Raw genomic sequence first — 12,731 nt, 5'->3', positions numbered from 1 at the left:
CCCCCCCTTTATGCTCCTACCATTCTTTATATATAGACAAACCGCCTTTAAGAATCAATCCTTTCTTAAAGGCGGCACGTTTACGCTTATTCTAACATCATCATGATGACAACAATGACCAGCAAGATTAAATACACTTTGGAATAGACGGCATCGGGGATTTTTTGCGCCCACGACCGCCCCAGTGGTACGCCAATAAACCCACCGAGTGTAAATCCACACAGAGCCGGAATAAAGATAAACCCAAGCGTGGAGCCAGGCATGTCCTCTATTTGCAAACCTGTGACTAAAAAAGTGAATGCCCCCACAATCGCAATCGGCAAGCCGAGCGGCGTCGCAAGGGCGACCGCATTCAACATCCGCATCCCTTGCTTTCTGAAATAAGGAATCGTCATCACACTGCCGCCGACACCTAACATCGTTGAAATCAACCCGATGCCAACCCCTACCGGCCCCCTTGATTTCCGGCTCGGCATCCGAAAATCTTGGTCCTCCACATGGTTAGTAAATGTTTTCTTTAATAGATTGCTTACAATGACGTACAACAATAAACCGATAAAGGCAAACTTTAGAATATCGCTGTTGATATAGACCGCACTAACTCCTCCTATTAAAGAACCGATGGCAATATAGAAAACCATCCCTTTAAAAACAACCCACTTCACATTGCCTTTTTTCGCATGGTTGAACGTTGAATTGAACGAGTTAATGATCATTACAGCAAGAGACGTACCAACAGCCGTATGCATCAAATAATCTGGCGGAATGGAGTCAGGCAAGAACGCAACCAAGACAGGGACAACGACAAACCCTCCCCCAAAGCCAAATAAACTTGAAAGTATGCCAATCAAAATCCCGATTAATGAGTAAAGAACGACCGAAATAAGCACTGCGCATCCTACTTTCACGAGTAAGTCTATATACTAGTATAAAAGAAAAAAGCCACTTCCAAATCCCTGGAATGACGTTGGCGAACAGCCATTGTTGAAATGACTCACTAATAGATTAACGTAGATCCATAACCGTTGCAGCAACTTTTTAGAAATTCCATCAGATAGCGGTTATCAAGTCTACTAATTAAAAAATGGCTAATAAGGCGATCTTTATGACTGCTATCCATACAAGCCGTATAATCGAGTATTTTACTAGTGTGAACGGGGAAGAGGATAAGCCTGTATCGAGAATGAATGATTGGACCGATACACTTATGGCCTTATGTTAGCAGATAAGGAGTTTTAGCAAATAACGCTATGGTAATTAGAGAGGTAGGGCACACATCTTTACTTCCCAAAGGAGCGGTTGAATTGGAGACGAAAGAACGTATAATATGGGCCGTTTTCGCGATTTTTTCTATTCCTGCTCTAATCATTAGCAATTTGACAGGCGGGTTTACATTTGTCATAACCACAGTAGTTGTTGTATTAGCTGTATTAGTTGCCATAAAAGGAATAACAGAAATTCATCAAAATCACACAAGCAAAGGACTTGTTTATATCTTCCTAGCACTAATCACAGTGGCACTTAGCCTTTTTTTAAGGTAGGCTCTCGATTCTGTCTAAACAAACCTAACGCCTACGGGATTTTGAATCCCGTAGGCGTTACGCCGTCTAATATTCTTTTTGTTTATAAATCTTAATGGCCCAAAAATAAGAGACCAAATAAATCACAATGCCCATCGTTAAATACCCCAACGAAAACAAAACATCTGGATTGCCTTGTTGCAGAAATGTTAACGGAATCGTCTCTAGAAGGATACCGAATATGAAACCGCCTAATATTAACAATCCAATTGAGCTAAAAACGGCTGTGATTAACACGGTATCCGACTTCTCAGTCCCGAGCATGTATGTTAATGGATAAGCGACAGCGCCCATTATAAGCCCGATCCCTATCGCATTCATAATGGAATTCACGGAAGAAGACGTTAGAACGTTCCCTTTCATTAATTCAACTAGACTAAAAAGAAGCATAGTAATAACAAGTCCGATCAATACCGATGAGACAAAAAAGAGATAATGACTTTGGACAATTTGCCTTCTTTTAAGGGGAAGCGTTAAAGCAAATTTATTCCACCCTGAACTTGATTCATGTTTTAATACTTCGAGAGCAGGAGACACCATAAACACAATCGGTACAAAAGTAGCAACCCTTTCTATTCTCGTGTTCCCTACCATAAATAGAGCGCCGACAAGCAAAATACTGCCAAAAAGATACATCCAAAAACTCTTTTCGACAGAAAAATACTGATTAAGCAACAGGCCTTTCATTTCCTTTCACCTCTCATCAATAAAAGCGTAATATCATCAATTGAAAACTTCTTCCTCTTCATTGTTGATGAAGCTACTTGCTGATCTGAAATGAAAACTTCATACAACTCATTTTTCTTCCTAAAAGCGACTGGTTCTACTTTTTCGAATTCTTCCTTCGTGCATTCGATAACGGCAAAGTCATTTAGTAATTTGTCCTTGCTTACGTTTAAAATGATTTCCCCGTTTTTAATGAACATAAGGTAATCGGCAATTTTTTCAATATCGCTCGTGATGTGGGAAGACAGCAAGACACTGCGCGTTTTGTCTTTAACGAATTTAGATAGAATCTCCAATACATCGTGTCTTCCTGAGGGGTCTAACCCAGCCGTCGCTTCATCTAAAATTAATAATTTTGGATTGTGGGATAATGCAACCGCCATCGATAACTTCATCGACATCCCTCTTGAAAACTTTCCGATTTTCTGATTTTCCGGCAATGAAAACATCGTTATGTACTCGTTAAATAATCGCTGATCCCATTCCTTATAAATATGCTTCAAGACTTTGCTTAACTTACGAATCGTTAATGAAGTAGGCAACTTCATCGTGTCAAATACCACACCTACGTCTTTTTTTAAAGCAAGATGATCACCGTCAATTTCTAGTCCCTCCATCACTATCGAACCGCTGTTTCGATGTAAATTGCCGATGATCGCCCCCATCGTTGTCGATTTTCCAGCTCCATTGTCGCCGATAAACCCAACAATCGAGCCATACGGTATCGAAAAAGACACGTCTTGCAGCTCAAATGCAGAATCAGGATAAGATTTGTTCAAGTTTTCCACTTTCAAGAGCACTGACATCGTGATTCTCCTTTTGTATAGATTCCTATTATCAGAGGTGTAAACCATCTCATTTCAAGATTTTATTTTTAATTCATAAATCACAGACTTTTAAGCGTACTGCTAAAGTTTGTCATGCGATTTCATTTGTTGTGAGTTTCTTTTGACGAACGTGACCATAGTTGGGAAATAATACTTGCTAGTAAAGCAATTAGAAATCCTGCTGTCATAATATTGAACTCCAGCATTTTGTATGGGGCAAATGTTTCTTCAAAAAATCGGATCGGTGGAAATCCGATCACTAGTTCATACAATCTGTTACGATTGGGTTCCCAGCCAATAATATCAACCACAATAAAGACAACTTGAAAAGTAATAAAGACAATGATCGATCTGAAAATATGCATAAAATCCCCTTATTCAAACATATTAGAATAATTTTCCCTTTATTGTAATCGCTTTTATGTAATGCGTCAATTGTATTTCAATTCAATCTTCAATTTGTTCCTAAAGAATAGGTTTGTATCTTCTTACACTACGGTTCATCAAAAAAACAGGCTGCTTCCTGCAACCTGTTTTACATTTATTGTTTGGGTTCTCCCCACTGTCTTACCGGTTTATAGCCGGAGTGATGAAGAAACTGATGGACTGTATCGTCACTTAAACCGTTGATGGTTATGCCTTTCTCTAATGCTGTGATATGCATGCGCGCTGTGTATTCAAGCGTTTGCAACGCCGTGCGTGCTTCTTTCAGATTCACATCGCAGACGATAATGCCGTGGTTCTCTAGCAGAAAGACATTTGCCTCCTTTGCTCTCTCTTTAACGGCTTGGGCTAGCTCTTTACTGCCTGGCTGATAGTAAGGAATACGCACAATTCTCTCTAAGTAATACATCGACTCGACAAAGTAGTTCGATGGCAAATGAAGGTCGCTGTTGGCGATCAATGTGCTATAAAACGGGGATGAGTGGAGAACCGCCCCGATTTCTGGCCGCTGTTCGTAAATGCCTTCATGCATTACATATTCCTTTGAAGGCTTTTTGCCAGCAAGATGCTCTCCTCCTTGGCAATAAGCAAAATCCTCTACCTCTAATTCGCCTAAATAGGTCCCAGTAGCGGAAATTAAATAGCCATCTTCACATTTTGCACTAATATTCCCTGCTGTTCCCCAAGCGAGGTTTTTTTCCATCATAAACAAGCCTGTCTTTTGCAAGTCTTGCAAAATCGAATCGTTTTGCATATATAACGCTCCTTTTTCACTTTGATTATTTCATCCACTCTACAACGGTCATTGTGAGAGACGGAATAAACGTAACAATCAATAGACAGATCAATATAGTGATGTAAAAGGGAATGAGGCTAATCGTTAACCGATCCATCCTTAAGTTGGCGATTTTTGATACAACAAAGAGATTGAGCCCAAGTGGCGGCGTGACCATGCCGATGGCAAGTGTGACAATCATGACGATGCCGAAGTGAACAGGGTCAATCCCTAATTCCGATGCCACTGGCACAAGAATCGGCGCCAAAATAATAATCGATGCATTTGTTTCCATAAACATGCCTACGAGGAGGAGCAATAGAACAACGATACCGAGAAATACCCATGGATTTTCGGAAATCGACGTAATGACGCTTGCCACTTGCTGCGGTACATTCTCAATCGTTAAAATCCAACTAAACAAGCCCGCTGTCGCCAAAATAAGCATAATGGTTGCCGTTGTTACCGATGCTTGAGACAAAATCATTTTGATTTTCGTAAACGTGATCGCCCTATAGACAAACACCCCTACAATAAAGGCGTAGGCAACAGCTACACCGGCAGCCTCCGTTGCCGTAAACACACCTGTATAAATACCGCCTAAAATGATTACAGGCATAATCAGTGCCGGAATCGCTTTTACAAACGCTGTACCAATTTCTTTTCCACTTTTCTTGTCTTCTTTTGCATAGTTCCGTTTTTTGGCAATTATATAAACAGTTACAATTAGACCAATGCCAATAAGGATGCCAGGGACCATTCCAGCAATAAACAAGTCGCCAATCGATGCCCCGACTGCTGTGCCATACAAAATCAATGGGATGCTCGGCGGCATAATAATGCCAAGTGTCCCTGATACAGCTTGCACGCCTCCTGAAAATTCTTTTTCGTACCCTCTGCTAATCATCGCAGGCACTAAAATTGCCCCTAAAGCGGCAGTCGCAGCGACACTTGAACCTGATATAGCGGCAAAAAACATTGTTGTCACAACCGTAACAACGGCTAGTCCTCCTGTTAAATGGCCAGTAAGGGCATTGGCGAGGTTAATAAGCCGTTGCGAGATGCCGCCGTATTCCATGATGACGCCAGCCAAAATAAATAATGGAATCGCTAGCAACGGAAACGAATCGAGTGACACAAACGCTCGTTGTGCAAGCGTTAATAAAGGAACATCGCCTGCTACAATCATGGCCATACTCGTCGATAAACCGAGCGCAATCGCTACTGGCACGCCGATAAAGAAGAGGACGAGTAACGATACAAGTAAAACGATGATCATTTGTTCTCACCAACTATTCTGTCTACACTGTCTTCAACCTTATTTGGTTTCAAAAGCAAGGCGACAATGTTTAATAACATTAATAGGGCACCAAGGGGAATTGCTGCATAGGCCCAGGCCATTGAATATTGCAACGTCGGGGTGGACTGGTCAACAACTATGAGCGTTAACTGGGCTCCGTAGTAAGCTAAAACAAGGCAAAATACAGCGCATATTGATAAAATAATCGTTTGCAATCTCGCTTTGTTTTTATGGGGAATGACATCTAACAAAAAATCGATGGCAATATGCTGATTATGGCGCATCGCTAGCCCGGACCCTAGAAATACAATATAAATCATTAAATAACGAGCAATTTCCTCTGTCCATGCAAGGGGCACATTAATCACAAACCGTGTCATCACTTGTAAAACAACAAGCACTGCTAAAATCGCCAACATCACAGATACAATCGACTTAACCCCATTATTAATACCATCAATGATTCGAATGTACGTATTCATAGCGTTACTCCCTCATACCTTGGATCGTGTCGTAAAGTTCTCTCCCGTATTTATCAGCTAATCTCTCATTGACACGTTGAACAGACTCACGAAACGGCTCTTGATCGACTTCGATTTGCTCGACACCTTCATCGAGCATCATTTGCAAAGCGCTCTCTTCTTCCGCGGAAACGATTTCATTTTGGTACATACGCGCTTCTTCAGCCGCTTCCATGACCGCTTGCTGTTCGTCCTCTGTTAACTCTTGGTACGTTTTGTCACTCATTAATAGTTGCACATAACCAAAAACGTGGTCCGTCATCACAAGATAGTCTTGGACTTCATGAATTCTCGCACTTGCGGTGAACTCAATTGGATTTTCTTGGGCGTCAATCACACCTGTCTGCAAAGAAGAATACACTTCACCAAAGTTCATCGGTGTCGGGCTTGCCCCCATTGCCTGCCAGCCTTCTACAGACGCCTCAATGTTTGGTACACGAATTTTTACGCCGCGAAGGTCTTCAGGTGACTCCACAAGCTTATTGGTTGTTAGCTGCCGTGCTCCACGGAGCCAAAACTCCAGCCCTCTTACCCCTGTTGCTTCTAACGTCTCTTCTTGCAATCGCTTACCATCTTCTCCATAGACAAATTCCTCTAAATGATTCAAATCTTCGAATAGATAAGGGAGCTCTAAGATCGAATAGGGTTCATAAAAGTTAGACATCACGCCAGCGACTAACGCAAAATCAACAGAGCCAATTTGCATGCCCTCAACCAAGTCGCGGTCGGCGCCAAGAGTAGAGCTTGGATAAACCTCTACCTTGACAGAGCCGCCTGTTTTTTCATGCACCAATTCGGCAAATTTGAGTGAGCCTTTATGCCACGCATTCGACTCACTTTGAATATGGCCAAGACGTAGCTTTTTCGGCTCGCCTTCATTTGCATGCCCAACGTTGCAGCCAGTTAAAACAAGGGCGATAGCTGCAACAGGCCATAACCACTGTTTTCTTGTCATCCTTTAGCCCTCCTGTTCAAATGAAACAATCACTTTTACAGAGTTGTCTTGCTTTTTATCGACCATTTCAAACCCTTTGCCAGCCTGTTCGTAAGACAATTGATGAGAAATCACTTTTTCAACTGGAAGCGCACCTTTGGCGATGATATCCAACGCTTCTTCCGTATCGGGACGATTGTACGTCATGCAGCCAACAATTTCTTTTTCATTTTGCTGTAGTTGTTCCACATCAAAATCTTGTTGGCCATGAAACATCGCGACCGTTACAGCACGTCCCCCTTTTTTTAGTAAGTTTAATGAATCATTAACGATGCCTGGCACGCCAGCGGTAATTAGCACTTTATCGAATGACCGGCCGACTTGACTCTTTGCTTCCTCAATCCAATCCGGCTTGCCCTTTATATTAATCGCGGCCGTTGCCCCCATTTGTTTGGCAACATCAAGGGAGTAGTCTAACACATCGGTCACCACAACGTGTGAGGCGCCTTTCGCTTTTACCGCTATAAGCGTCAACAAGCCAATCGGTCCAGCACCTAAAATCGCGACACGGTCCCCTGGTTGGATATCCCCTTTACGTGCAGCATGGACACCAACCGCCAACGGCTCAACTAACACCCCTTTTTCATAACTGACCGTATCGGGCAGCTTAATCACTTGCGCCTCAGGAGAGACGAAGTATTCAGCCATTGTCCCAAGCCAATCGCCCATGCCCGGAGCCAAACGCTTATCGGACAAGTTCGCCTGGCCTGTCATCACGCCTTCGCTCTCTCCCGTGCCAATTTGCGGTTCAACCGTTACCCGGTCTCCAACTTGAACACGTTTTACCGCTTTGCCAACGCTCACAACTTCGCCAGCCACTTCATGACCAATGACGACAGGCGGTTTTCGAAACGGGTGCAATCCTTTATACGTATGAATGTCCGATCCACAAATACCGGCCACGGCCACTTTAATGAGCACGTCATTGTCCTTCACGACCGGTATGTCGATTTCTTTGATGTTAATTTTTTCTGCATCGTCTACAAAAACAGCTTTCATCGTCGTTTCTCTCCTTATTGCACCAACCAATCATTGAAAATACATCATCTTTGATTCGTACAAGTGCTTTTTCATCAAATCAGAGCAGTTGTCATTTTTGGTTTTCAATGCATTTAAAATGTCGACATGCTCCGTATAGAATTTTTTGACTCGCTCAGGGTCTTTCCGTAAATGCCGGAGCGTAATTCTCCGCAAATGGTCCTGATAATTTAATAAAATTTTCGTGATCTCACTGTTTCCAGCAAACTCGCTTATCGCTAAATGAAACTCATGATCCAAAGTGGCAAATGCCTTCACATCTTTATTAGCCGCAGCCACTTTCGTTGCTTCGACATTCTCTTCTAACTCGTTAATTTGGTCATCTGTTATGCGCTTATAAATTTCCTGGCAATTAAACGTCTCTAACGCAATCCGCAAATTGTAAATATCATTGATCCGTTCGATCGATATATCGACAACGATGATGCCTTGCTTAGAAGAAACGGTCACAAACCCTTCCGATTCCAGCCGCACCAATGCATTTTTAATCGGCGTTTTGCTCATGCCGAGCTCATCGATTAACGTTCGCTCCGATAAAAACTGGCCAGGTTCGTAATGCTCTTCTAAAATTTTTTCTTTAATTTTTTCATAAGCAACATCTTTCAATAACATGTCCACGTTCATTCCTTTAGTTTATTTAGAGCCAGATCGATAAACGTTTTCAAAAAAATGCTCACCGCCAAGCTGACCGCTTTTTAAGGCGATTTCCAGCCCATCAAATTTCTCGCTCTCAGAATATGCTAAACATAAAGGAGCCCCTGGCGCAACAGAATCCAATACTTCCAACCCATAAATGTCGAGATTCGATGTAACAAAACCAGAAGTGTCACCACCGGAAATAATCACCCGTCGGACATCGACACGATCTAAAATCGATTTCGTCCACGCACCGAGCTTTTCACCGATAAAAATGCCGATCTCGTCTTTCGCTACACCACTTTCGCTCAAATGCTTCCTTGTTTCCACAATAACCGGGTCATCAGCCCCTTTAGCGGTATAAATAACCACCTTTTGCTTCGCAGCAATCATCGCTGCAACGTCCGCTAAAAACGCTTCTGCCTTCGCTTCATCTGTAAACAGCTCCACAGGAATTTGAATAGCGTGGAACCCTGCAGCTTCAGCAGCAAGCAATTGGCTTTTCGTTACATCTGACACGCTGCCAGAAACGGCAAAAATTCGCTCCGCTTGACTCGGCTTCTTCACTCTGTCTGTCCGTTCAATCGGCCTTTCGCGCTTCATCGCCTCACCAAGCGCATACTCCACACCTGAAGACCCGACAACAAACTGAGCTCGTTCGCCCCTTTTTTCCCATAGCACTTCAGAAACCTTTTCCATATGGCCACGATTGAGCGCATCATAAACGATAAGACCCGCTTCCAACTCATCTTTCACAATCTCCGACGCAGACTTTGCCTCCAAATCAAGAATGGTAACGTTTGCAATTTTTTGCTTTGTCTGCTTCTGCAAATGCTTCGCCAAATCCGCTTCATCCATTGGCGTAACAGGATGCCTAGCCATGACCGGATGTGTATCCAATCGGAACACTTCATCTTTAAACGCGGCAAAATGATGCCCAAACACCGTATACCTACCTAAGTTCGGTGCCGCCACTAGCAAAGGATAGCTGCCTTTCTCAAAATAGCGTCTCGCCAAATCACTCGCAAACCCAATACTTCCTGTTTCAGGCGAAGAATCAAACGTCGAGCACACTTTATAATGGACAAAAGAAGGATTGAGATCATGCAAGAAAGAAAAAACAGGCTCTAGCTCTTCCTTCATCCCCGCTTTCCCCTTCGCTCGCGCCGTTCCCGCCACACCAATACAATCCACATCATCAAAGCGCTTAAGCATACCTTGATCCGGTATCCTTAAAAAAAGAATCGTCTTCAACCCATACTGATCAAGCGCTTCCATTGCATCCGTCGAACCCGTGAAATCATCTCCATAAAAGCCTAACAACAACCGATTCATTCTTTTTTCACCACCATGAATCTAACTTAGATCTAAGTTGAATCTATTTGGAGCTTAACAACAGTTCACAGATTTGTCAATATGGAAGTTGGGGGGAGGGAGGAGGAAAGATTACTAGTGTTACTTCTTGGCAATCATTTGGCATCATAAAAAGAAAAATGCAAGTACAAAAAGTGGTCCTGTTCGTTTGGCGATATTATATAATTCACAAGAGAGAGGAAAGCATGCTAATGTAGCGTGTTGTCGCCTTCAAATTCCTAGCAAACAATAGACGCAATTGGTTTTAAGTAACGAGGGGATGGATATAAACAATTGAAGTACTTCAGGTATGTTATCTATTTTGCTGTAGCTAGTGTTACTTTGTATCTTCTTTCAAAGTATGTGGAAAAAAGTTTGATAGGAGCGATTATTTCCTTCTTGGTGCTTACTTCAGTCGTATTCTCAATGCTTTGTTTGGAGGTATTCAAGTTTGGGAGGAGGTAGGTTGGGTTAACATTAATTGAATAACCCAAAAAAATTAAGCGTGTATGAGCCGTTAGGCCATATACGCTTAGTTTAATTACAATTCTATAAAGGGATGTCACGGAAAAGATAGTGTCCAAATTTTAAATACAAAAAAGGAGCTGTTCTATCTCTGAATGACACAAGAAAGATAGCCGATTGCATAGCAACGTCATGATTACAGAGAAGGACAGCTAAAATTCTTATTCTCCGTCAAATAGTCTCTGTATCTTCCTAGCATAATTATTAACTGTAGCACTAGAATGAGATTAGATTTAAGTTTGTCGATAACTTCTTGAATTAAATTGCTATCTAGGCGTTACCGAGCATGTCCTTAAAGAGACGACCACCTTGTAACTCACTGTTGAAGAATACATTTATTATAACAACATAGTATTTAGAAAAAAACTAAACAACCAATCACTGGTAAACTACCGGTAATTGGCTGTATAAAGAAGTGTTGATCTCTGTCTTAAAAAAATAGTGGTCAGTCTGACTATAGGTATTGTTTTTAAGCTATTTTAAAATGGCTGCTTTCTTCGTTGGAATTTCTACCTCATTAATAGTAATTTCCTTTTTACCCCTAAGATTTTCCAACTGAAGTTTTGGTGCTGGCTGTACAAATTCGTATTCAATACCTGCAAAAGTTTTAAGAATAGCCTCAAACACAATCTTTGCACCAGCCGGCGGAACGGCCATACCGATTTGTTTTCTAACAGATTCTTTACTTCCTTCAAATCTGAAGTCATCAGGAAACGTCTGCAACCGGGCGCGCTCTCTATTTGTTAATGCCCGGTTTTCTTCCCAGTGATACATATGGGTCCCCCCGCCACCGCTTCCGGTAACGGTATAAGCCGGACGCTTGGAATCAAGACGCTTATATATAGAGCTCAGCCTTGCTCCTTTCACATTCAATCTGAGGTTCTCATCAATTCCCGGATACCAGGCATTTTCCCCTTCAGGGATCTGAGACAGCATCTTCTTTACTTTTGTTGTGTGCTTAGGGAGCTCGTGATTAGGAGCAAAGTCAGGAATTGGCGGATTCATTATTGCATCTTTTGACGTTTTAAAGTGGTCTGGCGTAGTAGGTGCCGGCACCCTAAATTCAATACCATCTTTATAATGATCATTTCGTATCCCGACAATAATAATTCTATGTCTTGCCTGAGGGACTCCGTACTGTTCGAACTTATATAAATGAGGCGTCAATTTATAGCCACAATCCTCAAGTTCTGTAAGGATTTGAATAAAAGCTTTTCCTTCATTGGCACTCTGAAGGCCGCCGACATTTTCAGCCACAAAAAATTTCGGCTGATAATTCTTCAGTACTTTAACCCCGTAAGAATACAAAGGGCCGTATGTACCGTTTAAGCCATGCTTTTCGCCTACCTGGCTGTAATCGTTGCAGGGAAACCCAAATGCGAAACAATCGATATCTCCCAATACTGATTTGTCCCCTATGGGAAGCTGTTCAACTGGTCCGCAGTGAACAGACGGATCCTCAGGATCTTCACAAACGTTTAGCCGGTATGTTGCACAAGCATCTGAATCAAAATCGTTAGACCAAACATGAGAAATTCGATATTCCTCTCCTGTATCCGGATGTATAACACAAGCGTTTTTTGCTGCTAAACCTAATCCCCCAGGACCGTTAAACAGCTCACCTTTTTTAAATATCACGATGTCTCACTCTCCTTTATTCATTAATAAGAACATTAGTTCTTGCTTACCTATATGCAAGTATAATTCTATCACTTTTTATGAAAAATGGGCAGCTTTTAATGCGGATTTTTTTTAATTAAGAGTAACAGTACGCGGGTAAATGCCTCATGTATTGCTCTCCATTATAAACATTTTCTAATAGTTCAAGAGAACGGTCCTACTAATTCAATTGGTCTATACCAGCAAACTCAGTTTAATCAGGCTGTAACTCTTACAGGAGACCCTTTCCATCTTTTTATTGCTTCGTTCCCATGATAAAGAAGGATCCGCAAAGCTCTTATTGCTTCAATCACAACATAACAAGCTAGCTTTTTTCACGGGGTCTACGTTGA

General features: G+C 42.0%; 12 protein-coding genes. All 12 read right to left on the bottom strand.

What is annotated here, in order from left to right; translation table 11 throughout:
• Nucleotides 1-86 precede the first annotated feature (86 nt).
• The gene (locus BUC05_RS06380) at nucleotides 87-890 is read right to left on the bottom strand and encodes a sulfite exporter TauE/SafE family protein (RefSeq protein ID WP_011248901.1); all 804 of its coding nucleotides are present in this window, start codon (nucleotides 888-890) and stop codon (nucleotides 87-89) included.
• A 717-nt stretch (nucleotides 891-1,607) separates the two neighbouring features.
• Entirely contained in the window at nucleotides 1,608-2,267 is a 660-nt protein-coding gene (locus BUC05_RS06370; protein WP_073304364.1) for an ABC-2 transporter permease, read from the bottom strand.
• A complete protein-coding gene (locus tag BUC05_RS06365) occupies nucleotides 2,264-3,112 on the bottom strand; it encodes an ABC transporter ATP-binding protein (protein WP_073304363.1) in 849 nt (282 codons plus the stop codon). The genes BUC05_RS06370 and BUC05_RS06365 overlap by 4 nt, the downstream gene beginning before the upstream one ends.
• Nucleotides 3,113-3,234: 122 nt before the next feature.
• Nucleotides 3,235-3,498 (bottom strand): YfzA family protein, encoded by a 264-nt coding sequence (locus BUC05_RS06360; RefSeq protein WP_073304362.1) that lies wholly within the window; start codon nucleotides 3,496-3,498, stop codon nucleotides 3,235-3,237.
• Nucleotides 3,499-3,674: 176 nt separating this feature from the next.
• Nucleotides 3,675-4,331: a class II aldolase/adducin family protein gene (locus tag BUC05_RS06355; RefSeq protein WP_073304361.1), complete on the bottom strand. Its 657-nt coding sequence runs from the start codon at nucleotides 4,329-4,331 to the stop codon at nucleotides 3,675-3,677.
• A 25-nt stretch (nucleotides 4,332-4,356) separates the two neighbouring features.
• Nucleotides 4,357-5,631 carry a TRAP transporter large permease gene (locus BUC05_RS06350; RefSeq protein WP_073304360.1) on the bottom strand — a complete coding sequence of 425 codons (1,275 nt, stop codon included), beginning with the start codon at nucleotides 5,629-5,631 and terminating at the stop codon, nucleotides 4,357-4,359.
• Nucleotides 5,628-6,134: a TRAP transporter small permease gene (locus BUC05_RS06345; RefSeq protein ID WP_011248912.1), complete on the bottom strand. Its 507-nt coding sequence runs from the start codon at nucleotides 6,132-6,134 to the stop codon at nucleotides 5,628-5,630. Before BUC05_RS06345 ends, BUC05_RS06350 begins: the two co-directional genes overlap by 4 nt.
• A gap of 4 nt (nucleotides 6,135-6,138) precedes the next feature.
• Nucleotides 6,139-7,128 carry a TRAP transporter substrate-binding protein gene (locus BUC05_RS06340; protein WP_011248913.1) on the bottom strand — a complete coding sequence of 330 codons (990 nt, stop codon included), beginning with the start codon at nucleotides 7,126-7,128 and terminating at the stop codon, nucleotides 6,139-6,141.
• A gap of 3 nt (nucleotides 7,129-7,131) precedes the next feature.
• Nucleotides 7,132-8,166, bottom strand: coding sequence for a zinc-dependent alcohol dehydrogenase (locus BUC05_RS06335; RefSeq protein WP_073304359.1), 1,035 nt, complete (start codon nucleotides 8,164-8,166; stop codon nucleotides 7,132-7,134).
• Nucleotides 8,167-8,196: 30 nt separating this feature from the next.
• Complete coding sequence (locus tag BUC05_RS06330; protein WP_063608881.1) at nucleotides 8,197-8,817, bottom strand: GntR family transcriptional regulator; 621 nt, start codon at nucleotides 8,815-8,817, stop codon at nucleotides 8,197-8,199.
• Nucleotides 8,818-8,838: 21 nt separating this feature from the next.
• A complete protein-coding gene (locus tag BUC05_RS06325; RefSeq protein WP_073304358.1) occupies nucleotides 8,839-10,176 on the bottom strand; it encodes a four-carbon acid sugar kinase family protein in 1,338 nt (445 codons plus the stop codon).
• Between the two features lie 1,017 nt (nucleotides 10,177-11,193).
• Entirely contained in the window at nucleotides 11,194-12,357 is a 1,164-nt protein-coding gene (locus BUC05_RS06320; protein WP_073304357.1) for a DNA cytosine methyltransferase, read from the bottom strand.
• Between the last annotated feature and the right edge of the window lie 374 nt (nucleotides 12,358-12,731).

This window comes from Shouchella rhizosphaerae (assembly GCF_900142675.1).
Classification (GTDB): Bacteria; Bacillota; Bacilli; order Bacillales; family Bacillaceae_D; genus Shouchella; species Shouchella rhizosphaerae.
Note: the sequence above shows the minus strand (reverse complement) of the source record. Positions and strands in the feature narration are given on the sequence as shown.